25 protein-coding genes and 1 pseudogene are annotated in these 23,719 nt (G+C 42.7%); 23 read left to right on the top strand and 3 right to left on the bottom strand.

The window, feature by feature from the left end; all coding sequences use genetic code 11:
- Positions 1-19: 19 nt before the first annotated feature.
- The 3 genes from GT508_RS14790 to GT508_RS03145 all read right to left on the bottom strand — a co-directional run bounded on the left by GT508_RS14790 (position 20) and on the right by GT508_RS03145 (position 1,314).
- Positions 20-151: a hypothetical protein gene (locus tag GT508_RS14790; protein ID WP_279283721.1), complete on the bottom strand. Its 132-nt coding sequence runs from the start codon at positions 149-151 to the stop codon at positions 20-22.
- Complete coding sequence (locus tag GT508_RS14585; RefSeq protein WP_243144055.1) at positions 145-336, bottom strand: hypothetical protein; 192 nt, start codon at positions 334-336, stop codon at positions 145-147. Before GT508_RS14585 ends, GT508_RS14790 begins: the two co-directional genes overlap by 7 nt.
- Positions 337-747: 411 nt before the next feature.
- Positions 748-1,314, bottom strand: coding sequence for a helix-turn-helix domain-containing protein (locus tag GT508_RS03145; RefSeq protein ID WP_412659886.1), 567 nt, complete (start codon positions 1,312-1,314; stop codon positions 748-750).
- A gap of 566 nt (positions 1,315-1,880) precedes the next feature.
- Here GT508_RS03145 and GT508_RS03140 point away from each other — a divergent pair.
- From GT508_RS03140 to GT508_RS03030, 23 genes and pseudogenes are all read left to right on the top strand, one after another.
- On the top strand, positions 1,881-2,930 hold the full coding sequence (locus GT508_RS03140; protein ID WP_257963366.1) for a replication initiation factor domain-containing protein: 1,050 nt from the start codon (positions 1,881-1,883) through the stop codon (positions 2,928-2,930).
- 12 nt (positions 2,931-2,942) lie between these two features.
- On the top strand, positions 2,943-3,149 hold the full coding sequence (locus GT508_RS03135) for an excisionase (RefSeq protein ID WP_101629282.1): 207 nt from the start codon (positions 2,943-2,945) through the stop codon (positions 3,147-3,149).
- A 77-nt stretch (positions 3,150-3,226) separates the two neighbouring features.
- Positions 3,227-4,255 (top strand): annotated as a pseudogene (locus GT508_RS03130) (integrase DNA-binding domain-containing protein); the annotation flags it as partial.
- Positions 4,256-4,539: 284 nt separating this feature from the next.
- Positions 4,540-5,325 (top strand): ParA family protein, encoded by a 786-nt coding sequence (locus GT508_RS03125; protein ID WP_008703831.1) that lies wholly within the window; start codon positions 4,540-4,542, stop codon positions 5,323-5,325.
- Positions 5,315-6,211 carry a ParB/RepB/Spo0J family partition protein gene (locus GT508_RS03120; protein WP_012744321.1) on the top strand — a complete coding sequence of 299 codons (897 nt, stop codon included), beginning with the start codon at positions 5,315-5,317 and terminating at the stop codon, positions 6,209-6,211. Before GT508_RS03125 ends, GT508_RS03120 begins: the two co-directional genes overlap by 11 nt.
- A gap of 35 nt (positions 6,212-6,246) precedes the next feature.
- Positions 6,247-6,558 carry a DUF6050 family protein gene (locus GT508_RS03115; RefSeq protein WP_012744320.1) on the top strand — a complete coding sequence of 104 codons (312 nt, stop codon included), beginning with the start codon at positions 6,247-6,249 and terminating at the stop codon, positions 6,556-6,558.
- Positions 6,559-6,686: 128 nt separating this feature from the next.
- Positions 6,687-7,085, top strand: coding sequence for a hypothetical protein (locus GT508_RS03110; protein ID WP_012744319.1), 399 nt, complete (start codon positions 6,687-6,689; stop codon positions 7,083-7,085).
- A gap of 13 nt (positions 7,086-7,098) precedes the next feature.
- Entirely contained in the window at positions 7,099-7,497 is a 399-nt protein-coding gene (locus GT508_RS03105; RefSeq protein WP_012744318.1) for a single-stranded DNA-binding protein, read from the top strand.
- 13 nt (positions 7,498-7,510) lie between these two features.
- Positions 7,511-7,903, top strand: a complete 393-nt coding sequence (locus GT508_RS03100) for a hypothetical protein (protein WP_012744317.1) — start codon at positions 7,511-7,513, stop codon at positions 7,901-7,903.
- On the top strand, positions 7,896-8,777 hold the full coding sequence (locus GT508_RS03095) for a replication initiator protein A (protein ID WP_012744316.1): 882 nt from the start codon (positions 7,896-7,898) through the stop codon (positions 8,775-8,777). The genes GT508_RS03100 and GT508_RS03095 overlap by 8 nt, the downstream gene beginning before the upstream one ends.
- A 10-nt stretch (positions 8,778-8,787) precedes the next feature.
- Positions 8,788-9,606: a replication initiator protein A gene (locus tag GT508_RS03090; RefSeq protein ID WP_012744315.1), complete on the top strand. Its 819-nt coding sequence runs from the start codon at positions 8,788-8,790 to the stop codon at positions 9,604-9,606.
- Positions 9,606-10,400, top strand: a complete 795-nt coding sequence (locus GT508_RS03085; RefSeq protein ID WP_012744314.1) for an ATP-binding protein — start codon at positions 9,606-9,608, stop codon at positions 10,398-10,400. Before GT508_RS03090 ends, GT508_RS03085 begins: the two co-directional genes overlap by 1 nt.
- A gap of 83 nt (positions 10,401-10,483) precedes the next feature.
- Entirely contained in the window at positions 10,484-10,975 is a 492-nt protein-coding gene (locus GT508_RS03080) for a PcfB family protein (RefSeq protein ID WP_012744313.1), read from the top strand.
- A gap of 23 nt (positions 10,976-10,998) precedes the next feature.
- On the top strand, positions 10,999-12,858 hold the full coding sequence (locus GT508_RS03075) for a VirD4-like conjugal transfer protein, CD1115 family (RefSeq protein WP_330362118.1): 1,860 nt from the start codon (positions 10,999-11,001) through the stop codon (positions 12,856-12,858).
- A gap of 121 nt (positions 12,859-12,979) precedes the next feature.
- Positions 12,980-13,195 (top strand): Maff2 family mobile element protein, encoded by a 216-nt coding sequence (locus GT508_RS03070; protein ID WP_017144663.1) that lies wholly within the window; start codon positions 12,980-12,982, stop codon positions 13,193-13,195.
- A gap of 12 nt (positions 13,196-13,207) precedes the next feature.
- The gene (locus GT508_RS03065) at positions 13,208-14,077 is read left to right on the top strand and encodes a VirB6/TrbL-like conjugal transfer protein, CD1112 family (RefSeq protein WP_012744298.1); all 870 of its coding nucleotides are present in this window, start codon (positions 13,208-13,210) and stop codon (positions 14,075-14,077) included.
- A gap of 23 nt (positions 14,078-14,100) precedes the next feature.
- Positions 14,101-14,565 (top strand): PrgI family protein, encoded by a 465-nt coding sequence (locus tag GT508_RS03060; RefSeq protein ID WP_012744297.1) that lies wholly within the window; start codon positions 14,101-14,103, stop codon positions 14,563-14,565.
- Positions 14,447-16,903 (top strand): VirB4-like conjugal transfer ATPase, CD1110 family, encoded by a 2,457-nt coding sequence (locus GT508_RS03055; RefSeq protein ID WP_027090295.1) that lies wholly within the window; start codon positions 14,447-14,449, stop codon positions 16,901-16,903. The genes GT508_RS03060 and GT508_RS03055 overlap by 119 nt, the downstream gene beginning before the upstream one ends.
- Positions 16,904-16,921: 18 nt before the next feature.
- Positions 16,922-17,032 (top strand): hypothetical protein, encoded by a 111-nt coding sequence (locus GT508_RS03050; RefSeq protein ID WP_023922645.1) that lies wholly within the window; start codon positions 16,922-16,924, stop codon positions 17,030-17,032.
- An 18-nt stretch (positions 17,033-17,050) separates the two neighbouring features.
- On the top strand, positions 17,051-19,852 hold the full coding sequence (locus GT508_RS03045) for a CD1108 family mobile element protein (RefSeq protein ID WP_012744295.1): 2,802 nt from the start codon (positions 17,051-17,053) through the stop codon (positions 19,850-19,852).
- A complete protein-coding gene (locus tag GT508_RS03040) occupies positions 19,833-20,195 on the top strand; it encodes a DUF4315 family protein (RefSeq protein WP_012744294.1) in 363 nt (120 codons plus the stop codon). Before GT508_RS03045 ends, GT508_RS03040 begins: the two co-directional genes overlap by 20 nt.
- A complete protein-coding gene (locus GT508_RS03035) occupies positions 20,149-21,579 on the top strand; it encodes a CD1107 family mobile element protein (RefSeq protein ID WP_023922641.1) in 1,431 nt (476 codons plus the stop codon). The genes GT508_RS03040 and GT508_RS03035 overlap by 47 nt, the downstream gene beginning before the upstream one ends.
- On the top strand, positions 21,580-23,652 hold the full coding sequence (locus GT508_RS03030) for a DNA topoisomerase 3 (RefSeq protein WP_012744292.1): 2,073 nt from the start codon (positions 21,580-21,582) through the stop codon (positions 23,650-23,652).
- The last annotated feature ends 67 nt before the right edge of the window (positions 23,653-23,719 follow it).

Genomic DNA, 23,719 nt, shown 5'->3' with positions numbered 1-23,719 from the left:
GGTGTTTGAACTATTTTACTCAATATGGATAATAATCATAATAAGATGTTTCGTTCGCCCACCAAACTCTCTTTGCATCTTTGTAAGCGTAGTTTGACTTGAATCCACTGGTATATGTATCTCCGCCGACCTTTACAGTTGCCTTTACCATGTAGTTGCGACTAATACCTGCTTTACGCCCAATTTCGGAATATACAATGGTGTCTGTTTGCCCTCCCCATTGTAGTACAAATCTCCACCCGCTACATCAATAGCCCACGCTGTAAGTGGAGCGCCGACAACCATAACTGCTGCTACAAGACCAACTACTTTCGTTCTCAACTTCTTTGCTCTCATTCGATAAACCTCCTTTCTCTTTTTTACTTTTTGATAGTTTTATGTCACGTACTGTTTTTACTAACCTCAACATAACATATATTTCATTAAATGTCAAGTTATTTTTGTTTCTATTTTATATATGACCTCTTTGTTGCTATCATATTTTGTGCATAATGCACAAAATCAAAGCGCCAATATTAGTGCTTTCCACGATTGTACTTTTACAATGAAAAGACGAAGTACCTGTGATAAATTCATTGCTCTAAAATTATTAGAGAAACTATACAATATAGCTATCCTTTTTTCTCTTGTCTGCCATAAACAGAAAAGAAAAAGCCCTGTCAAGAGCCTGCCACTTCTTTAGAAGTGGTGCTTGCACTCTTGATCTGGGCTTTTTGTTTGCTGTATCTTTTTGCAAGAGGAAAAAGGCTACTCGTCCCCGTTGTCAAAATGGCTGTCCTTTAAGACTTCCCGCAACAGCTCCATATCTTCTTTTGAGTTGGGATTTATCCTCTTTACAACCTGATAAGGTGTACCGTACTTGTGTCCGTCTGTGCTTTCCCCGAACATATCCATGCTGTATAAATCATCATAACGGTCTAATACTTTCTGAAATTTCAAGTGCTGGATAAATGTTTTGATAGGGTAAAGGTCGGACGCTTGTATGTCCTCTCCCTTGATATAGTCTGTGATGTATTTCCGCAACTGCTCCAACTCATACTCTAGCCATTCTTCTTCACTGTCAAAGAAGTTATCATAGTGTCCGTGTTTCAGTTCTGCATTTAGGCGTTCTTCCGTCCGTAAAAACTTGCATACCTCTTTTTCCGCCTGTTGGACAAACTTCCATTCTCCCGACAACAATTCATTCGGTGTTACTTCCAGTACGTCCATTATCTTTTCCAGCGTGTCAAAGGTGGGATAGTTTACCCCTCGTTCAATCTTAGAAAGGCTCTGCATATTGATACCGATGGCGTCCGCAAGCTCCTGCTGTTTCATTTTCCTGTGTTTTCTTATGGTCTGTATGTTCTCCCCTAAAAAATTTATTTTCTTTGTGTCATGCTCCATAACTTCTTATATCTTTTCCTTTCCCGGCTTTTTCGTTCCTTTATAAGCCTATCATACTTATTATAGCCGAAAAAGTCAAGAAAAAGTTCTTGACAAGTAATTCTAACGGCGTTATTATCATGGAGGATATAGTGATTAAGCACAATGAGGTCAATCACACGCTTGAGTAGGCATAGAAAAGAGTTATTTTCGCTTTGATAGCATGAATAGGCATGGACTATCCGACCGAAAACGGTGTTTCTTCCTGTGCCTGCCCCGTTTAGCCACGAGCCTCCCAAAGGCTCGTGAGCGTTAAGAACGGGGCTGGTGCAGGAAGAAAAGGAACGCCGTAGGCGTTCCGTACAGGGCGTATATGTAACACCGCCCTGCGCATACATGTCATAGTACCTAGAAACTGTGATAAATAAAGGACAAAACACGATTTTTACCCCGCAAAAAAACGGGGAGTACGAAAGGAGTAATGCACTATCGCAACACATGAAAATTTATCCGTCAAGATTGATTACATCAGCATTGTCTTTGATACGGCAACGGCAGAAGATGTGATACGGCACATTTTATGCTTGCCGACCGATATTTTTAATGTCTATCCTGCAACGGTCAAATTTAAGACGTATCAGGCGCGTTGGGAAATCGGAGATATTTATGTATCGGGCGACGCAAAAAAGACAGAGGACAACCCACAAGGGCTGGGCTGTTATCTCGTGATGACAGGCAGGGGGTGTGATGATATTTTCCGTATCCTCGATAACAACGGCTTGACCTTTGGGGATATGTTCGGACGCTGTGAAAGGAGATATGGGGCTGGAAACTACCATTTCACAAGGCTGGACGTTGCCATTGACGACAGGAACGAAACGCCGTTCTTTACCATAGAGCAGATAAAGAAGAAATGTGAAAAAGAGGAATTTATCGCCAACAGTGAGGGCTACCATTTTGACGAGAGCAAGTTTGATGATTTTGACACCGCAAAGACCGTCTATATCGGGGCTGGAAAATCGGGGCTTTCCTACCGCTTTTATGACAAGGACAAGGAAGTGTGCGGCAAATACAACAGGACGCTTGATGAAGTCGGGAGTTGGAAACGGACGGAAATGCAACTGCGTGATGAAAAGGCTCATGCCTTTGCTATGGCATTTCAGGCAAGACCGCTGGAGATTGGGGAACTGGCTTTCGGACTGCTGGCGGACAACCTGCGTTTTGTCGTAGCAAACAGGAATGAGAGCAACAAGAGCAGGTGGAAAACGTGCCGTTTCTGGCAACGCTTTTTAGGGGCTGTGGAACTTTTAAAACTCCATGTACCCACACCGCATAATTCCCTTGAAGAAACGCAACAGTGGCTTACAGAGGGTGGTGTCATATCCGCTGTCAAAGGCTTTTACTTCCTCGAATCCCATGACGCTTTAGGTGGGCTGGAACGTGTCGGGGATATGGTAGATAAGGCAAGGTACAGCACTTCCCTTTCCAGCAAGCTGACCGCCCATTTACAGCGGATAGACAGGACAGAATTGATACCCTACGTCCAGTATGACACAAAGAACAGGTAGGGGGGTGGCATGATGAACGAAAAGATTGATATTCCTGTATGGGAAAAATACACCCTTACCATTGAGGAAGCGTCAAGATACTTCACAATCGGACAGAACAAGCTACGCCGATTGGTAGAAGAAAACCGACACGGCGACTGGTATGTGATGAACGGCAACCGTATCTTGATTAAGAAAAAACAGTTTGAGAAATTTATGGATAAAACAGACGCAATCTAATGCAAAAGAGCCTTGTATGTGATATTATTTCAGTAAGTCATATCAAGGCTCTTTCTTACGAAAGGAGCAGATAAGAAATGTCGGAAAAAAGACGGGACAGTAAAGGTCGCCTCTTAAAGACAGGAGAGAGCCAGCGAGCAGACGGAAGATACTTATACAAATATGTGGACAAGGCAGGAAAGACAAGGTATGCCTATTCATGGAAACTTGTGCCGACAGACCTCGTACCTAAAGGCAAGAGGGACGGGAAATCCCTAAGGGAATTAGAAACGGAGATACAAAGGGATTTACAGGACGGTATCGACACAACAGGCGGAAAAATGACGCTGTGCCAGCTATACGCCAAACAGAACGCCCAGAGAGCCAACGTAAAGGAAAGCACAAGACAGGGCAGGAAAAAGCTCATGCGGACATTAGAGGGCGATATACTGGGGGCTAGGAGCATTGACAGCATACGCCTTTCAGACGCTAAGGAATGGGCGTTACGCATGAAAGACAAGGGCTATGCTTATCAGACCATAAGCAATTATAAACGCTCGTTAAATGCGTCATTCCGCATTGCCATAGCGGACGACCTCGTGAGGAAGAACCCCTTTGATTTCAAGCTGAATGAGGTCATAGAGGACGACAGGACACCACGGCAGGCATTGACCGAGGAACAGGAAGAAAGGCTCTTGTCCTTTGCCAGCAGGGACAGGGTATATAAAAAGTATTATGACGCAATCGTAATACTGTTAAAGACAGGGCTTCGTATCTCGGAACTGTGCGGACTGACAAGGCAGGATATAGACTTTGAAAACGGCGTTATCCATGTAGACCACCAGCTATTATCCAGCAAGGAAACGGGCTATTATATCGAAACACCAAAGACAAAAAGCGGTGTGCGTGATGTTCCCATGAGTGAGGAAGTGAAACAGGCATTTGAGCGTGTCATGGCAAACAAGGCAAAGGCAGAGCCGACAGAGATAGACGGGTACAGTGGTTTCCTCTTTCTGAACGGGAAAGGCTTTCCTATGACGAATGCCTATTATACTTCTACTTTCGCTAATCTGAGAAAGAAATATAACAAGAGCCATGAGGACAGCTTACCAAAGATAACGCCCCATGGTCGAGTTATAATAAGGACAAGTTAGAAAACTCCAGTAAATACAAGGGGTTGCACTAATTTAGTCCTTATTTTTAATTTCCTGAAAAGGGAAAAATAAAGCAGCGCTGTCATTCCAGAATATGAATTATTACAGATTCAGACTGGAAATGGATTTGTGTAAGACAAGAGTAAAAACAACAGAATTATTGTAATTATAGGACTGAATTAGCTCGCACGGAATATAGATTCCGGATGTCTAATTCAGTCCTCTTTTTGATTGATGACGATGAAAGGTGATGAAAAATGGCTAGAATTATTTCTATTGTAAACCAAAAAGGGGGAACGGGAAAATCCGCATGTACAGCTAATTTAGCAGTAGGATTAGCACAAAAGAATATGAAAGTGTTGATTGTAGATGCCGATCCACAGTCTGATGTATCCGCAGGATTTGGATATCGTGATTGTGATGACAGTAATGAAACACTTACTGCTCTTATGGATGCTGTAATGAAAGATGAAGATATTCCTTCCGAATGTTTTATCAGACATCAGGCAGAGGGGATAGACATTATCTGTTCTAACATTGGACTGGCAGGTACGGAAGTACAGTTGGTAAATGCAATGAGTAGAGAATATGTATTGAAACAGATTTTATATGGTATCAAAGATCAATATGATGTAGTCATCATTGATTGTATGCCATCATTGGGAATGATTACGATTAATGCGCTGGCTGCATCAGATGAAGTCCTCATTCCAGTTGAAGCATCCTACCTGCCAATCAAAGGATTGCAGCAGTTGTTAAAAACAATCGGTAAGGTCCGTAAGCAGATTAATCCGAAGCTGCAAGTCGGAGGTATTTTGTTTACGATGGTCGATGCTCATACGAATGATGCCAGAAATAACATGGAACTTCTCAGAAATGTATATGGAAGTCAAATTCATATCTTTGATAATTATATTCCATTTTCTGTAAGAATGAAGGAAGCAGTCAGAGAAGGACAGAGTATTTTCTCTTATGATCCGAAAGGCAAAGCTACAGAAGCTTATCGGAGAGTGACGGAGGAGGTGCTGAAAGATGCCATCTAAAAAAAGAGCAACTCCCATTTCCTTACAGCCACTTGATGCGTTATTTGGAACAAACGAAGAAACAAACAATGGAATTTGTGAGATAGAAATAGGAAGCCTTCATCCATTTCCAAATCACCCGTTTCAAGTAAAAGATGATAAGAAAATGGAAGAATTATCAGAAAGCATTACACAATATGGCGTGTTGGTTCCTGGTATTGTGCGATTGAGAGAGTCCGGTGGTTATGAGCTGGTAGCTGGTCATAGGCGAAAACGAGCATGTGAACTTGCGGGATTAGAGAAAATGCCTGTTATCATCAAAGATCTTACAGATGATGAAGCGACGGTGATCATGGTAGATTCCAACATTCAACGAGAAGAGCTGCTGATCAGTGAAAAGGCATTCGCTTATAAAATGAAATATGAGGCGTTAAAGCGTCAGGGAAAACGGTCTGATTTAACTTCTTGCCAAGTTGGCAAGAAGTTGGCGGCAGAAGAAGTCAGTCAGAATACAGGAGATAGTTCCAGACAGATTCTTCGATATATTCATCTGACAGAGTTAATCGCAGAACTTTTAGAACTGGCAGACGAGAAGAAGCTTCCCTTTAATACAGCTGTTGAAGTTTCATATTTGAGAAGTGAAGAACAACAGATATTGCTTCAGTATATGAGTAATCACAATATGGTACCGTCTATGAAGCAGGCAAAGGAATTGAAGCAGATTGCAAAAGAGCAGATGTTGACATATTCAGAGATTGACCAGATCTGTATGAATGAAAGTACTGAGAAAGTACAGGTACAGATTCCGGCGAAAAAGCTGAAACAGTATTTTCCTGAGTCATATTCTAAAGCTCAGATGGAAGAAGTGATATTTATGCTCCTGGCATCATGGGCAGAAAAACAATAATATGATATGCGAAGTTGGACAGAAGGAATGAAAAGATGATGATAGAAGATGTAATTAAAAAATCAATACTGCCACTGGCATTTATGCTATTCTGGTTCTGGATGGTATCCACCATCATGAAAGTCAGTGGACAGACAGACTTATTCTGGTGGATATTTCTTTCCGGACTTCCATTTGGAATACATAAAATGCGGCTGGTCCTGATTCCAAAAGGAATGGATATAACAGCAACACTTGGGATGGCTGCATTAAGTGTTATCATTGGAGCTTTGATTGGAAGTATCATGATTCCAGTGTATGTAATCCGTGCGGTATACGTTTTCTTACGATATATCATCGGAAAATAATTGAATATTTGATAAGAGGCAGGCTTGCGAAAATAAAATCGTAAGCTTGCCTCTTTTTTTTGTACCCAAAATCAGGCAATTCAGGGGAAATCCCTTTTGCAAATATATATACCTGGAGGATTTTTAAGATGAGAGAGCGAATTGAAAGTAAGCATGTAACAAAAGAAATCAAAAGTCAGATGCCAGTGATTCCGGTGGAAATTGTTAAAGAAAGAGGTTGTACGTTCTGCCCGTATTATCTGGGCAATTATGAGAAACAGCCACGCTGTATGATGAAAATCTGTGCCTGGGATGATGAAAATGAACGTTTCCATCCAGTTCTTCGTGGACTGATTCCATTTTACAAAGAGAAGATGGAAAAAGCAGAAGAGAAGTTCCTGGCAATGAAAAAGATTTACACAACGCTGTTAGGAATGTTTGCCGATGAAATGAAGCAGGAAGAGTTGGAAAAAGATGAATGTTACGGATGTGCCTATGGAAAATGTGGACCATGTATCGGTATCTGTTACAAATCAATGAAAGCATAGGAGGGTTAAGCCAATGAATACAACAGTTATTTCCGGGCGATTGGTAAGAAATCCTGGATACAACGAAGTGGAGAATGAAAGAGGACTTCATAAGATTGCCAAGTTTGTTCTGGCAGTCAGAAGAAATTATTCCGATGAAGTCAGTTTTATTCCGGTAAAGGCTTTTGCAAAGAAAGCAGAATTTGCCAGAGATTATCTGATGCAGGGAACGAAGGTCATGGTGGAAGGCGAGATTGTCACAGGTAATTATGAAGATAAGGATACCGGGAAAAAGATCTATACAACTGAAGTGTATGCAAATCGGATCGAATTTGCAGGTGCAAAAATAGTTGACAGACCACCGTTTCCAGAAGATGCGGAAGGGTTCTTAGAGATCCCAGAGGGCATGGAAGAGGAAATGCCGTTTAGATAGAGGAGGATAAAAGATGGTTTCAGTAGATCAGGCGTATATGGTAGGGCATATGAAAAATGCCGATGGAAGTATCAATAACAAAAATGTAGTGCTGTCAGCAGCATGTGAAGCAGCGGAACTGTTCCAGTGCATGATGTCAGTAAATCAGAAACTGGAGGACTGGCAGAGATTTAACCACACCTTGGAGATGCATCTTAGAAGTGTGGAATGTGAGAAAATCCATGATATCTGTCAGGCGGTATATGGAATGAAACATCCGTCCGATGAACTGGAAGGATTGTATCTGGCAAGAGAGGATGAACAGATATGCCTGCTGTACTATCAGGTATTTGTAGGGATGCTGGAAATCAATATTAATTCAGCCGAAGTGCTGTACAAACAGAAGGAGGAAATAATCAATGAGTAAGGTGGAGTATATGCCGGTAGATTGTCTGCAGGTGCCAAAGATGCTGTTCCAGGTGGAAAAATTCAAAAATCTGTCAAATACAGCAAAAATTTTATACAGCTTATTTCTGGATCGTTTGAAATTTGCGGTGCAGAATGGCTGGGTAGATCATAACGGAGATCTGTTTGTTATCTATCCAAAAAGCGAAATGAAGAAAGACCTGAATACGACTCGATATGGCGTAGATCAGGCAGTACAGGAACTTGTTAAGATTGGAAAGCTGGTGCGTATTGTTCAAAACAATGGAAAGGCGAACCACTTTTATATCAATGATATTTATGAAAATGAGATGGAGGAAGAATCAATGATGACATTAGACAGAATTATGGCAAATATGCCGATGGAAGAAAGAGAAATTATCATGGACAAGATGGTGGCAGCATCCAGAGATATTCTGGGAACAATTGCAGATATGGGATATCTGGATGAATATGAGACACCACTGACTCCTATGGAAGAGCGAGGCTATTACGATGAAGAAGGTAATCTTGATATTGATGCCGTAGAAGCCGATGGCTATGAGTTTGGTATGGATCTGGCATTTGGCGTGTTATCTGTTTGTGAAGGAAAGCCTGAACATGTGCTGGAAATTCAGAAATATGTAAATGAACAGTATGAGTGCTGTTCTAATAAGAAGTTTATGAAAGTTCTGGAAACAATCGCACGAATGAATGGAAACGAGGAGGTTTATATCGAGGATATGTATGCCTGCAATAAAGAAGCAAGGAATTATTATCTGAGCGAGTTAATGATGTGCTTCAACTTTGTGTTTAATGAGATGTGTCATGGAACAGGCAGTGCAGCAGGGTGTGATTTTAATAGTGAGGAAGAATAGGAAATAAGCTATGGCAGATTTTGAATATTTCAGAGCAGAAGAATCTGACCAGTTTTCTTTTTTTCGGATCCCCAAAGCTCTGTTCACAGAAAAAGAGTTTGCAAGCCTGTCCACAGACGCAAAGCTCCTTTATGGAATTCTGCTTGATCGAATCAGCCTATCCAAGAAAAATGGATGGATTGACAATGATGGTTATGTCTATATCATTTATACGATCGCAGAATTGCAGGAACTGTTGCGAATGTCGCATACGACAGTGACAAAGCTTCTTTATGAGCTTGACAGTGTGCATGGGATTGGATTGATCGAACGGTATCGGCAGGGGAATAATCGTCCTTCTGTCATATACGTGAAAAATTTTGTGAAACGGAGCAGAGGAAAGCCAGTAAGATACTTTGCTTCTGGAACGCCAGAAACTGGAAATCCAGACTGCAAGGAATTGGAAATCCGGATTGCAAGAAACTGGAAGTCCGGAACGCAAAAAAATAGAAGTCCGGACTGCAAGAATCTGGATGGAAGTAATACTAAGATAAATAAGACTGAAAAGAATCATACTGATAAGAGTAAGGGCAATACTCCCGCTTTGGAAGAAAAATTCAGTCAGTATGGTAGATTTAAAAATGTTGTTCTGTCGGAAGCTGAACTGCAGGAGCTGATGACGCTATTTCCATGGGATTACCAGAAACGGATTGATCATCTTTCTGTTTATATGAAATCCAGTGGAAAAGAATATCAGAACCATTTTGCAACAATCTGTCTTTGGGCAGAAAGGGATGGAACCAGGATAGGAATGGATAAATATGAATTTCAGGAAGGAGAAAGCCTGTGATGGAAAATAAAGTAACAGCAGATTATGTGGACGAAGAGGGATGTCTTCATTGTGGCATCTGTGGAAAAAGAAAACAGATGAAAGTCAGTCTGATGGGATTTGAGCATGTAGTGTCTTGTTTGTGCGAATGCGAGGTGAAAGCCAGACAGGAACTGGATGAAAAGATGCAGCGGGAAGAAGCACAGCGACTGCTTTATCAGAGAAAATCCGTCGGACTTCGGGAAAGAAGATTCTGGGAATGGAAATTTGAAAATGACAACGGAAGCAACCAGAAGATACTAATTGCCAGGCAGTATGTAGAAAACTGGACAGATATGAAGAGAAAAAATGTAGGATTGCTTTTGATGGGACCAGTTGGAACCGGGAAAAGTTTCTTTGCAGGCTGTATTGCAAATGCACTTTTGGAACAGGGAGAACGTGTCATGATGACAAATTTTTCCAGGATCCTAAATGAAATGACCAGCTATCAGGCAGATAAGAACCAGATTATACAAAATCTTGTGGATTATCCGTTGCTGATTATTGATGACTTGGGAATAGAACGAAATTCCGAGTTTGCTTTGGAGCAGGTCTATAATGTGATAGACAGCCGCTATTGTAAAATGCTTCCGCTGATCGTAACAACGAATCTGGGACTGAATGAAATGAAATCCACAGATTTAGATACTGCCCATCAGCGTATTTATAGCAGAATACTTGAAATGTGTGTTCCCATCTATTGTGGTGGAGAAGATAAGAGAAAAGAAGAAGGGACAGAAAAACTCGTACAGGTACAGAGCCTGATTACCGGTTAATCTGTCCTTTTTTATTGAAAGGGGGTGATTGCCATGATTACAGATCTGGACAGCAGTTAAATCGCTGAAAGGAGGGAAAAGTCATGCAGGAAGAGGTAACTCAGAAAACGGTCACGTTCTGTATTCGGACTACCAAAATCACAGCAGACCTGTTGAGAAAGGTTCTTGCTGCGTATCTGCGGCATCATAAGCAGAAATCGGTAGAGAAGAAAGCACAGAAAAATCAGCCGAAACAGGGAAAGGTCACGGTAAAAGAGCTGGCAAAGCAGAATGCCGGGATGGTCAATATCGAGATCACGAACAAAAATATCAAGTCCTTTGAACGCTATGCCAGAAAATATGGAATTAACTATGCTCTGAAAAAGGACAAGAGCAAAGAGCCGCCAGTTTATCTGGTATTTTTCAAAGGACGTGATCAGGATGCCCTCAATGCTGCTTTCCGTGAGTTTTCCCAGAAACAGATTCAAAAAGCGAATAAACCTTCGATTCACAAGCGTCTGGCAGCTTACCGGGCAATGATGCCAAAGAAGACGAAGGACAAAGTAAAGAACCGGCATCAGGAGCAGAGTCGATGAAGAAACAGATCGGCAAACCTCTGATGCAGAAGTGGAAGAATAAGATCGGGGTCAGGCTGTCCGCCCTGGATAAAAAGAAACTGGTTCTTACCAATCTCCCATATGCTCTGGCTGCGTTCTATGCAGACCGGGCATTTTTTCTTTACCGGAATAGTCCGGGAGAAGATATGGGGAACAAACTCTTATATGCTATGGAACACGCAGATCGGATTTTTGCTGGTTTTGTGTTAAGCAATAACTGGAAAGATCTGCTGGCAGGGATTACGGTTGCAGTCGTTTTGAAAGTGCTGGTTTGGCAGAAACAGTCAGATGCAAAGAAACTCCGAAAAGGAATCGAGTATGGTTCAGCCAGATGGGGAAACGCTGAGGATATCAAACCTTATATGTCGGAAAATCCGTGGATGAACATTCCATTGACAGCAACAGAAGCACTGACGATGGAGAGCAGACCGAAGCAACCGAAATATGCAAGAAATAAAAATATTGTAGTTATCGGCGGCAGTGGTTCCGGTAAGACACGTTTTTTCGTAAAACCATCGGTCATGCAGATGAACTGTTCCATGGTCATTACAGATCCCAAAGGCACTCTGATCGAGGAGTGCGGGAAGATGTTAGCAAAGGGACCGCCGAAGAGGGATAAAGATGGAAATGTCATCAAAGATAAATCCGGGAAAGTGGTATATGAGCCTTATGTGATTAAGGTTTTGAATACGATCAACTTTTCTAAGTCTCTTCATTACAATCCATTTGCTTATATACGGTCTGAAAAAGATATCCTGAAACTGGTGACGACAATTATTGCAAACACCAAAGGGGAGGGAGAAAAATCTTCCGAGGATTTCTGGGTGAAAGCGGAGAAACTGCTGTACACAGCACTGATTGCCTTCATCTGGTATGAGGGTGATGAAGAGGAGAAGAATCTGAATACTCTTCTGGATCTTCTGAATGAAAGTGAAACCCGTGAAGAGGATGAAACTTACCAGAACCCGGTAGATATGATGTTCCAGGAACTGGAAGAAAGAGATCCGCAGCACTTTGCGGTCAGACAGTATAAAAAATACAAAATGGCGGCTGGCAAAACGGCGAAGTCGATTTTGATTTCCTGTGGTGCCAGACTTGCCCCATTTGATATCGCAGAGCTTCGTGAGATCATGTCTTACGATGAAATGGAACTGGATAAGATCGGAGACAGGAAAACAGCCTTGTTTCTGATTATGTCCGATACGGATACCACATTCAACTTTGTGATTGCGATGCTGCAGTCACAGCTTTTCAATCTGCTTTGCGACAAGGCAGATGATGAATATGGCGGCAGACTTCCGGTGCATGTGCGTGTCATCGCTGATGAGTTTGCCAACATCGGACAAATTCCTCAGTTTGACAAGCTGATCGCAACCATCCGAAGCAGGGAAATCTCTGCTTCTATTATTTTGCAGTCACAGAGCCAGTTAAAGGCAATGTATAAGGATAGTGCAGATACCATTCTGGGCAACTGTGATACGACTTTATTCCTTGGTGGGAAAGAGAAGACCACATTAAAGGAAATGAGTGAGCTTCTGGGTAAGGAAACCATTGACCTGTATAACACTTCGGAGACAAGAAGCAATCAGAAATCTTTTGGACTGAATTATCAGAAACTGGGGAAACAGTTGATGACAGAGGACGAGATTGCAGTCATGGATGGAGGAAAATGTATCCTGCAGATCCGTGGTGCCAGACCATTTTTCTCAGACAAATATGATATTACGAAACACAAAAACTATCGGCTTCTTGCAGATGAAAACGAGAAGAACCGATACAAGGTTGAGAAAGAGTTAAATCCGCAGTACACACCGAAATCTGAAGAAGAGGTGGAAGTAATTCAAGTAGATCTGTCGGAGTAACCTTGGGAATGAACGAAAAATAATAAGGAAAGGAATAACTGACATTAGGTGCGCCGGCTTTTTAGTCGGTGTTTTTTCATTCCCGTAAACACCTGAAAAAAGTCAGTTTTGGTGAATGTATATGGCATTTTTTAGCAGTGCAATTACAACTTTAAAAACTCTTGTAGTCGCAATCGGTGCAGGTCTTGGCGTGTGGGGTGTCGTAAACCTTCTGGAAGGATATGGGAATGACAATCCCGGCGCTAAGAGCCAGGGCATCAAACAGCTGATGGCTGGTGCCGGAATCATGCTGCTGGGAACTACCCTGATTCCACAGCTGGCAACATTGTTCTCTTAAGAGGAGTGGTAGATGAACACCATCATTGAGAGAATTACGGAAGCGATAAAGGATATCCTGATCGGGCTTATCAAGTCATGTTTGGATAACATGTTCACGTCTGTCAATGAGCAGGTGGGAACCATAGCCGGGCAGGTGGGACAGACACCGCAGGGATGGAATGCAGGGATCTTTAATCTGATCCAGAACATTTCCCAGACAGTAATTGTCCCCATTGCGGGACTGATCATCACCTTTGTCTTGTGCTATGAGCTGATTACGATGGTAACGCAGAAAAACAATTTCCATGAATTTGAGACTTACAACATTTTCCTCTGGATTTTCAAGGCGTATGTAGCCATTTATTTGGTGACAAATACGTTCAATATCACGATGGCGGTCTTTGATGTTGGCCAGCATGTGGTCAACAATGCCGCCGGGGTGATCTCCGGGAACACAGCGGTGGATGCATCAGAAGCAGTCGCAAGGATTGTGGATGCACTGGAAGATATGGAACTGGGGGATTTGTTCCTGCTATCCATGGAAACGCTGTTGATCAGTATTACCATGCGGATTCTGTCGATCATCATAACCGTTATTTTGTACGGAAGAATGATAGAAATTTACCTTTATACTTCCATAGCACCAATTCCGTTTGCCACCATGACCAATAAGGAATGGGGCAATATCGGAAACAACTATTTAAAAGGCTTGTTCGCACTGGCATTTCAGGGATTCTTCATGATGGTCTGTGTGGGAATTTATGCAGTTTTAGTAAATGCAATGACCATATCCAGTGACCTTCATGCAGCAATGTTTTCAGTAGCGGCGTATACCGTGATTCTTGCATTTTCATTATTCAAGACCGGAAGCCTTAGCAAATCAATATTCAATGCCCACTAACGGGCAGGAAAGGAGCGCATACCATGGCGTATGTACCAGTACCAAAAGACCTTACCAAGGTCAAAACAAAAGTAGCGTTAAATCTGACAAAGCGGCAGTTGATTTTCTTTTCACTTGCCGCAGTTGTGGGAATTCCGTTTTATCTGTTCATGAGAAAACCAATCGGTTCCAGTATCGCTGCCATTCTGATGGTAACGATCATGCTTCCGTTTTTCTTCATGGCGATGTATGAAAAAGACGGGCTTCCCTTTGAAAAAGTGGTGGCAAATATCATTCGACAGAAGTTTATATGTCCAGCGGTAAGACCATATAAGACAGAAAATTTTTATCAGGAGATTTCCACCCTTGTAAAAAAGGAGGGTGTGCCGGATGGCAAAAAAGACAAAGCAGGAGGCTCAGCAGGAGCGTCTGTCCCTGGCGGAAAAAAGAAACCGTCAGGAAAGAAGAAACAAAAAAAGCAGAAAAGAAAGAGAACAGGAAAAGCGTAGGAAGAAGCAGGAACGGGATCGTAGGAAACAGAAAAACATTCCTACAACTGCACAGCAGAGTATTCCGTATATTCGGATGCTGCAGGATGGTATCTGCCAGGTGACAAAGACCTTTTTCTCTAAGACAATTCAGTTTTATGACATCAATTATCAGCTGGCTTTAAATGAGGATAAGACCACGATATTTGAGAATTACTGTGATTTTTTAAATTACTTTGATTCTTCCATCAGTGTGCAGCTGTCATTTATCAATCAGCAGGTGGATGTGGCTGAATTTGAGAAAAGTATTGATATTCCGGATCAGAACGATGACTTCAATGCCATTCGTGAGGAGTACCGGACCATGTTAAAAAATCAGCTTTCCAAGGGAAACAATGGTCTGGTGAAAACCAAGTATATCACTTTTGGAATCGAAGCAGAAAGCCTGAAGGTGGCAAGACCAAGGCTTGAAAGGATTGAAGCCGATATCCTGAACAACTTTAAAGTTCTGGGAGCACAGGCACATTCCTTAAATGGTCTGGAGCGACTGGAGATTCTGTATCATGTGTTCAACCAGGATCGGATTGAACCATTTAAGTTCCAGTACAAGATGCTGCCGGAAACAGGATTAAAGACCAAAGACTTTATTGCACCAACTTCCTTTAACTTTTCCAAGAATCAGACATTTCTGATGGGAAAGACCATGGGAAGCGTGAGTTATCTGCAGATCCTGGCACCGGAGCTTACAGACCGGATGCTTGCAGATTTCCTGGATGTGGATGACAGCATCAATGTCAATATTCATATCCAGTCCATTGACCAGAGTTCTGCGATCAAGATGATCAAGAGCAAGATTTCAGATTTGGATAAGATGAAGATTGAAGAGCAGAAGCGGGCGGTACGTTCCGGGTATGACATGGATGTGCTTCCATCGGATCTTGTGACCTACGGGGAAGAAGCAAAGAATCTGCTGGAAGATTTACAGTCCAGAAATGAGCGTATGTTTCTTGTGACAGTGTTGGTGATGAATACCGCAAAGAAGCGTCAGAAGCTGGATAACAATATCTTCCAGGTACAGGGTATCGCACAAAAATACAACTGTTCCTTAAAACAGCTGGACTATCAGCAGGAAGCAGCATTGATGTCCTGTATTCCACTGGGAGTCAATCGAATTGAGATTCAGAGAGGGCTTACCACATCGGCAACAGCGATCTTTGTGCCATTTACGACACAGGAACTGTTCCAGGAAGGGGAAGCTCTTTATTATGGATTGAATGCATTATCCAACAACATGATTATGGTTGACCGGAAGCGTCTGAAGAACCCGAATGGACTGATTCTTGGTACACCTGGTTCCGGTAAATCCTTCTCAGCAAAAAGAGAAATTACGAACTGTTTCCTGATTACGGAGGACGATATTATTATTTGTGATCCAGAAGCCGAGTATTATCCACTGGTGCAGGCACTGCACGGACAGGTCATCCGGATTTCACCGGTATCAGACCAGTATATCAATCCGATGGATCTGAACCTGAATTATTCAGAGGAAGATAATCCGCTGTCCTTAAAGGCAGATTTTATTCTGTCCCTGTGTGAACTGATTGTCGGTGGAAAGAATGGACTGGAACCGGTAGAAAAGACGATCATTGACCGTTGTGTGCGGCTGGTCTATCAGGAATATCTCGCTGATCCGGTGCCAGAGAAGATGCCGATACTGGAGGATTTATATAATCTGTTGCGGAAACAGGAAGAGCCGGAAGCACAGCGTCTGGCAACTTCATTGGAGATTTACGTTACAGGTTCCCTAAATGTATTTAATCATCGCACAAATGTGGACATCAACAACCGTATCGTATGTTTTGATATCAAGGAGCTTGGAAAACAGCTGAAGAAGATCGGGATGCTGATTGTGCAGGACCAGGTATGGAACCGAGTGACGATCAACCGTTCCGCTCATAAATCCACCCGTTACTATGTGGATGAATTCCATCTTCTCTTAAAAGAAGAACAGACAGCAGCCTACAGCGTGGAAATCTGGAAGCGATTCCGTAAATGGGGCGGTATTCCGACAGGAATTACCCAGAACATTAAGGATCTTTTAGCTTCCAGGGAAATCGAGAATATTTTTGAAAACTCTGATTTTATCTATATGCTCAACCAGGCATCCGGTGACAGGCAGATTCTGGCTAAACAGTTGAATATTTCACCAACCCAGCTGTCTTATGTAACCAACAGTAATGAGGGTGAAGGACTTCTGTTCTATGGAAATGTGATTATTCCGTTTGTAGACAGATTCCCGAAGAATTCCCTTTATAAGATTATGACAACCCGCCCGGAGGAAACAGCCGAAGCAGGGTAATACAGGAGGAGTAAAACAATGTTACAGGTAATTTCATATGGATTGACATTTTGTGGCGGTGCTGTATTTGGCATCGCTTTTCTTTGTTTATTACAGGCAGGGAAAGGGTATCCGAAGAAGGAGGAGTAATCAGTGGCAGAACAGAGAATGAAAGTCAGGGATAAGAAAGTCCAGAAAATGACCAAGGATGGTCTGGTGGAAGAAAACCTGACGGATAAATCTTCTGTTCGTGTCAGTAACCGTGCCAGTGATGTGCAGATGGGAGGAAAACAGGGGGAAAAAGAAGTAAGCCTTGTGGATAAGTCTTCCCGCCAGTCTGAACGGAGTGGGAAAAATATTCGTCCCTCTGTGCAAAAATCCAGAGATGCACCGGAACTGATACGGGCAGAGAAGCAAAGTGAGGATCTTGGACAGAGTAGAAAACAGCAAAATAGAAAAAGAATCCGTGCTGAAGTCGGAAAAGAATCCAGACTTGCAGAAAAATCCGAAGCCGGACAGTCAGGGAGACTGAAAGAAAAACGTGCGGATCTATCAGAAAACAGAGGAGACAGCCGGAGAAATCAGACCGGTGGTAGCAAAAAGCCAAAACAAAAACAGCGTTTGAAGTTTGCTTATGAGGAAACTGGTGCTTCTGTGAAAAATGATAAAGATATGGAGAAATTGAACCAGATGGATACGGATGGAGTCAATTTCCGACATCAGAAACAGAAGGAAAAAGCCAAAAAGTTTTCTTATGAGGAAGCAAAAAAGAAGAAGGAAGCAAAGCAGCATTCCAAGAAGGCACAGGTCTATCAGGCAAATGATGGAGAAGCTCCTGGAAAGAAGAAATCCCGCTTGAAGTTTGGCGAAGGGGAATCTGTGAAAACAGAAAAAACTTCTGTTGTCAAGAAAGCAGGAAGTGCAGCTTCCGCAGCATTGCACCGTGAGATCAGCAAAAATGAAGACGATAATGCGGCGGTAGAAGGTGCCCATAAGTTAGAAGAAAGCGGCGAAGGTGTTTACCGGCTGGAACAGAGAAGTGCCAGACGCAGGAAACAGAGGGCATTCAGAAAAAGAAGCAGACTTGAAAGACAGGAAGAGAAACAGACACAGGCGGCAGCCCGTCAGGAACAGAAGAAACTGAAAAAACAGATTCAGAAGCAACAGATCAAACGGGATTATGCCAAAGCGAAGCGAAGTGAACAGACAGTAGGAACAGCTACAAAAGGTACGATTGATTATATCAAGAAGATTGGCGGCAAAGTCACCAACTTTTTTAAAGAAAACCGGAAGGTGTATATCAGTGTAGCAGTTCTGATCGGATTGATGTTTCTGATCATAACGAATGTCACGTCATGCTCTGCAGTGTTTTTACAAAATGTGATCACTTACACCGGAACCAGTTATCTGTCATCGGATCAGGCAATCCGGGAAGCGGAACTGTATTACACACAGCTGGAAGCTAATCTGCAGGAGTGGATCAACAATATGGAATCTGAAGAACCAGGACATGAGGAATACCGATATAACATCGGACCTATTGAGCATGATCCGTTTATCCTGATTAGTTATCTGTCTGCAAAGTATGAAGAATTTACTTTTGAACAGGTCAAGCCGGAGCTGGACGCCTTGTTTGCAGAGCAATATCATTTAACTACTGAAGCAGTCAATGAGACTGTAACGGAGACAGCAACAGTAAGAGTTGGAGAATCTTTGGGACAGGTTGTGACCAGTGGATATTGTAACTGTCCAATCTGTTGTGGTATTTGGAGCGGAGGACCGACTGCCAGTGGAGCATATCCAACTGCCAATCATACCTTAGCGGTAGATGCTTCCAATCCGTTTGTTCCAATGGGAACAAAGGTAGTTATGAATGGTGTCGAATATACCGTAGAAGATACCGGAGCTTTCGCAAGATACGGTGTACAATTTGATGTCTATTATGACAGTCATGCGGCAGCATCTGCACATGGACATCAGACCTGGGAATGTTATCTTGCAGATGATAACGGAAGCAATGAAGTCGAAGTGACCAGAATCAGAGATGTGGACACGCTGAATGTAACATTGACCAGTGGAAACCTGATGTCAATCTGTCAGGACAGGTTGGGATTTTTCCAGAAAGAACTGTTCAGTGCCTACAACGATACCAAAGGCAACCTGCAGATGTTTGCAACACCGGTTGATTTTAACTGGTATTCCAGTGTGACCAGCTATTATGGATATCGGATTCATCCAATATCAGGAGCAAATCAGTTACACAATGGTATGGATATCGGAGCACCGGAAGGGACAAAAGTAATGGCAGGGCTGACCGGAACGGTTACAACTTCTGCTTATAACGACAGCTATGGCAATTATGTTGTAATCAAGGACAGTAAAGGCTATGAACTGCGGTATGCACATTTAAGCAGCCGGAGTGTATCTGCAGGTGCATCCGTCACGAAAGGTGATGAGATCGGTCTTGTAGGAAATACCGGAAATTCTACAGGAAGCCATCTTCACATTGAACTTTTGAAAAATGGAGAGCGGTTAAACCCGATCTTTTATCTGGAAACAGGAGAAGGGACAGGCTTTGGTGGTAATGAATATACCAGTGAAGCAGCGCAACGTTTACTGGAAGAGGCTGCAAAATATCTTGGAACACCGTATGTGTGGGGCGGATATTCCCCAAGTGGATTCGATTGTTCCGGATTTGTCAGCTACTGTCTGGTTCATTCCGGGGTAAGAAATACGGGAAGGCTGACTGCACAGGGACTGTACAACATTTGTACGCCAGTATCCCAGTCAGAAGCACAGCCAGGAGATCTGATCTTCTTTACCGGAACCTACGATGCAGGAGAACCAGTAACGCATATTGGAATCTATGTGGGCAATGGTCAGATGATCCATTGTGGGCATCCGGTTCAGTACACGTCCATCAACTCTCCATACTGGCAGAGCCATTTCTATGGATTCGGGCGATGGTAAGGAAAAGGGCGGTATAACAGCCGCCCGGAAAGGAGAAGAGATGAAAAGTCTTGAAAAAGCAACGGCAGATTATGAGAAAGCCAAGGAAAAAATGGAAGCATCTAAAGCCAGATATGAAGCAGATTTAAAGCGGTTCAAGGCTGCGGAGATTGCAAAAACAGAAGCAGAAAATCTGGAAATTGTAAGAATTATCCGTGCAATGGATATGAGTATTCCGGAATTGGAAGCTTTTAAAAAGAAAATGAAAAATGAGTTGCCCGGCAGGGTAGAAATACAGAAGGAGGAAATAAAAGCCGATGATGAATCTGGAAAAAATGAAACAGAAGAAGAGAACAAATACTAAAAGCAGGGTAAAAAAGAGTCTGCTTGCAGCAACGACATTTCTTTGCCTGACAACACCTTTGCTCCAGACACAGACTGCTTATGCAGCTGAGAATACCACGCCTGCAATCACGATTGAGAAACCGGATGGCTGGAAACAGGGAGAAACAACCATTGCTGTTACGGTAGATGCCAGCCATATGCCGGAAGGTTTCTCAATAGCAAAGATTGAAGCAAAAGCAGGAAAAGATGGAAGCTGGCAGGATGTAACTGGAAGCGGAAGTATCACGATCACAGGAAATCAGACAGTGTATGTGCGTGTGACAGATGGTGATGGAAAGGTGTATGAGCAGAATCGTTCTATTAAGTGTTATGACACGGAAAAGCCGACACTCTCTGCTTCCCTGACAGATGGTGTGCTGACGATTCAGGGGAATGATACAGTATCCGGGATTACTGCAGTAACAGTTAATGGCACCACTTATACAGATCTGAAGGATGGAATGCTGAGAGTGCAACTGACACAGAAAGATTTTACTACAAAACAGATTGAGATTACGGTAACAGACGGTGCCGGAAATACTTCTGAAAAGTATGTGTTGCAGAATCCTTATTATGAATGGGCAAAGAAGCAGGCAGAGAAACAGAAAACCTCCAGTGACAGCAATGGTGCAATGGCAACTACGACCAGTGCAGATGCAACGGGAACTGAAAAAACAACGACTTCTCCGCTTCCGCAGGATGCACAAGCTTCTGAGCCAACAGATGCAAAAGGAACTGTGGATGATCGGACAGTGACAGGTATTGAGGAACAGCTTAATAAAGAAGGCGAGACAGCAGATTCTGTTACTAAAACAGCTACGGAAGGCACAAAAGAGTTTTATACCATTTCAACTAAGAGTGGTAAGATTTTTTATCTGATCATCGACAATTCAAAATCTCAGGATAATGTGTATTTCCTTACAGAAGTCAGCGAGAAAGATCTGATGAACTTCACACTTTCTGATTCCGTGACACTTCCGGAAGTAGATACTGTTTATGCAGAACCAGAGAAACAGGCTGAAGAAGAAAAGCCGGAAACAACTGAGACAGCTGAGAAAGATAAGGTAGAGGATGAAATCCAGATGCCAGAAGATAAAAGTCCATTTGGAACGTATCTTCTGATTGCACTGGTTGCAGTAGGAGCTGCGGCAGGAGGATATTACTTCAAAGTCTATAAACCAAAGCATGAATATGATGACGAGGATGAGATGGAAGAGGATGAAGATGAATCCGAAGATTCAGAATCTGAAAAGCGGGAAGTAGACGATGCAGATGAGCAGGAAGAAAGTATAGAACCAGAAATCCTGAGAGACGAGGATTTTGATGATGCTGTGCTGGAAGATGAAGAAGAGGAGCAGGAGTAAATGAAGTTAGTGATTGCAGAAAAGCCATCGGTTGCGATGGCACTGGCTTCCGTGATTGGAGCCAGAACAAGAAAAGATGGCTACGTGGAAGGAAACGGTTATCTCGTTTCCTGGTGCGTAGGACATCTGGTTGGATTATGTGATGCATCAGAATACGATGAAAAATATAAAAAATGGAGATATGAAGATCTGCCGATTGTGCCGGAATGTTGGAAACACAGGGTATTGGAAGGCACGAAAAAGCAGTTTGGAATCTTGAAAAAACTGATGCGAGATTCCAAAGTAGATGAAGTAATCTGTGCTACAGATGCCGGGCGGGAAGGAGAACTAATCTTCCGTCTGGTGTATGAGCAGGCAGGATGCAAAAAGCCGATGAAGCGGCTCTGGATCTCTTCCATGGAGGAACAGGCAATTAAAGATGGATTTGCGTCATTAAAAGACGGTTCGTGTTATGACAGTCTCTATCAGTCAGCACTTTGCAGGGCAAAGGCAGACTGGCTGGTGGGAATCAATGCGAGCCGTCTTTTTTCCGTTCTGTATAACCAGAATCTGAAAGTTGGAAGAGTACAGACACCAACACTTGCCATGATCGTGGATCGAAATCAGAAGATCAAGGAATTTACCAAAGAAAAATATTATATGGCTCATATCAAGTTTGACGAGATGGATGCGGTCACAGAGCATTTTCAGAAAAAAGAAGATGCAGATAGAGTGGCTGCGGACTGTATGGAGCGTATGTGCGAAGTGGAAAAGGATGATGTGAAAGAAAAAACGGTCCGTCCTCCGAAGCTCTATGATTTGACCACTCTGCAGAGGGAAGCAAACAGAATGTTTGGTTATACCGCACAGCAGACATTGGATGCCGTGCAGGAGATGTATGAGCAGAAGCTGGTCACTTATCCGAGAACAGACAGCCAGTATCTGACAGATGAGATGGGAGAAAGCACTGAAACACTGATTCAGATGTTACTTGGGAAAATGCCTTATGCTGAAGGTCTGGAATATCACCCAGACGTGAGTAAGGTATTAAATTCAAAGAAAGTATCCGATCACCATGCGATTATCCCAACCATGGAAGTAGCCAAAGCAGATATTGGTGAACTGAAAGAACGAAACCGCAAGATTTTGTATCTGATCAGCGCCAGGGTTCTGACAGCAACTGCAGATCCTTATATTTATGAAAGCCATAAATGCCAGATCACCTGCAATTATCATACGTTTTATCTCACAGCAAAGAAAACAAAGCAGGAAGGATTCAAGGCGATCGAAAATAAATTGAAACAGTTCTTTGGCGTAAAGATTGAGAAAGAAGAGCCGGAGCTGGATATCTGGGCAGGCAAGCATTACGGTCCCTGTGATTCTTTGGTATCGGAGCATTTCACACAGCCACCGAAACAGTACACAGAAGATACCCTGCTTTCTGCGATGGAACGTGCAGGGAATGAAGAACTGACCGAAGATACAGAAAAGAAAGGACTTGGTACTCCGGCAACAAGGGCAGCAATCATTGAAAAACTGATTCAGTCTGGTTTTGTGAAAAGGGAAAAGAAAAATCTGGTGCCGACAGATGATGGTAATGTATTGATTACAGTTCTGCCAGATGAGATTAAATCTCCGAAGATGACCGCAGAGTGGGAAATGGCATTGAATCACATTGCCCAGAATACAGAGACAGCAGATGAATTCCTAAATGGGATTACAGAACTGATGCAGGAACTGGTTGCCAGGTATCAGGGAATTTCAGAAGAAAAGAAAAATCAGTTTCAGGGAAAGGCAAAAGGAGAAGTCATTGGCAAATGTCCCCGATGTGGAGCAGATGTCCAGGAAGGGAAAGTAAACTTTTACTGTTCTGACCGGAACTGTACTTTTACCTTATGGAAGAATGATAAATTCCTTGCGAGTCAGGGAAAAAAGATGGATAAGACGGCAGCAAAGAAGTTCCTGTCTAAAGGAAAAATCCATTATAAGGATCTGGTATCAAGAAAAACAGGGAGACAGTACGAAGCAACTGTGGAGATGGTTGATCCCGGAGAGGGAAATGTACAGTTCAATCTGATTTTTCCACAACGATAAGTAGTGTATTGCAGGCAGTCTAAGGACTGTCTGTTTTAATACAAATATATGAAAGAGAGGACCTTAG

The sequence above is a fragment of the Dorea sp. BIOML-A1 genome (assembly GCF_009875615.1).
GTDB classification, from domain to species: Bacteria; Bacillota; Clostridia; order Lachnospirales; family Lachnospiraceae; genus Dorea_A; species Dorea_A amylophila.
This window is presented reverse-complemented; position numbering and strand designations above follow the sequence as displayed.

Coding starts and splice junctions, on each gene's coding strand:
- GT508_RS03095 (WP_012744316.1), top strand. CDS start 7,896: ATGAGTAAGGTGGAGTATATGCCGGTAGATTGTCTGCAGGTGCCAAAG.
- GT508_RS14585 (WP_243144055.1), bottom strand. CDS start 336: ATGAGAGCAAAGAAGTTGAGAACGAAAGTAGTTGGTCTTGTAGCAGCA.
- GT508_RS03090 (WP_012744315.1), top strand. CDS start 8,788: ATGGCAGATTTTGAATATTTCAGAGCAGAAGAATCTGACCAGTTTTCT.
- GT508_RS03100 (WP_012744317.1), top strand. CDS start 7,511: ATGGTTTCAGTAGATCAGGCGTATATGGTAGGGCATATGAAAAATGCC.
- GT508_RS03045 (WP_012744295.1), top strand. CDS start 17,051: ATGAAAGTCAGGGATAAGAAAGTCCAGAAAATGACCAAGGATGGTCTG.
- GT508_RS03080 (WP_012744313.1), top strand. CDS start 10,484: ATGCAGGAAGAGGTAACTCAGAAAACGGTCACGTTCTGTATTCGGACT.
- GT508_RS03030 (WP_012744292.1), top strand. CDS start 21,580: ATGAAGTTAGTGATTGCAGAAAAGCCATCGGTTGCGATGGCACTGGCT.
- GT508_RS03050 (WP_023922645.1), top strand. CDS start 16,922: ATGTTACAGGTAATTTCATATGGATTGACATTTTGTGGCGGTGCTGTA.
- GT508_RS03105 (WP_012744318.1), top strand. CDS start 7,099: ATGAATACAACAGTTATTTCCGGGCGATTGGTAAGAAATCCTGGATAC.
- GT508_RS03070 (WP_017144663.1), top strand. CDS start 12,980: ATGGCATTTTTTAGCAGTGCAATTACAACTTTAAAAACTCTTGTAGTC.
- GT508_RS03065 (WP_012744298.1), top strand. CDS start 13,208: ATGAACACCATCATTGAGAGAATTACGGAAGCGATAAAGGATATCCTG.
- GT508_RS03075 (WP_330362118.1), top strand. CDS start 10,999: ATGCAGAAGTGGAAGAATAAGATCGGGGTCAGGCTGTCCGCCCTGGAT.
- GT508_RS03040 (WP_012744294.1), top strand. CDS start 19,833: ATGGATTCGGGCGATGGTAAGGAAAAGGGCGGTATAACAGCCGCCCGG.
- GT508_RS03060 (WP_012744297.1), top strand. CDS start 14,101: ATGGCGTATGTACCAGTACCAAAAGACCTTACCAAGGTCAAAACAAAA.
- GT508_RS03055 (WP_027090295.1), top strand. CDS start 14,447: ATGGCAAAAAAGACAAAGCAGGAGGCTCAGCAGGAGCGTCTGTCCCTG.
- GT508_RS03110 (WP_012744319.1), top strand. CDS start 6,687: ATGAGAGAGCGAATTGAAAGTAAGCATGTAACAAAAGAAATCAAAAGT.
- GT508_RS03145 (WP_412659886.1), bottom strand. CDS start 1,314: ATGAAACAGCAGGAGCTTGCGGACGCCATCGGTATCAATATGCAGAGC.
- GT508_RS03125 (WP_008703831.1), top strand. CDS start 4,540: ATGGCTAGAATTATTTCTATTGTAAACCAAAAAGGGGGAACGGGAAAA.
- GT508_RS03135 (WP_101629282.1), top strand. CDS start 2,943: ATGAACGAAAAGATTGATATTCCTGTATGGGAAAAATACACCCTTACC.
- GT508_RS03120 (WP_012744321.1), top strand. CDS start 5,315: ATGCCATCTAAAAAAAGAGCAACTCCCATTTCCTTACAGCCACTTGAT.
- GT508_RS03115 (WP_012744320.1), top strand. CDS start 6,247: ATGATGATAGAAGATGTAATTAAAAAATCAATACTGCCACTGGCATTT.
- GT508_RS03085 (WP_012744314.1), top strand. CDS start 9,606: ATGGAAAATAAAGTAACAGCAGATTATGTGGACGAAGAGGGATGTCTT.
- GT508_RS14790 (WP_279283721.1), bottom strand. CDS start 151: ATGGTAAAGGCAACTGTAAAGGTCGGCGGAGATACATATACCAGTGGA.
- GT508_RS03035 (WP_023922641.1), top strand. CDS start 20,149: ATGATGAATCTGGAAAAAATGAAACAGAAGAAGAGAACAAATACTAAA.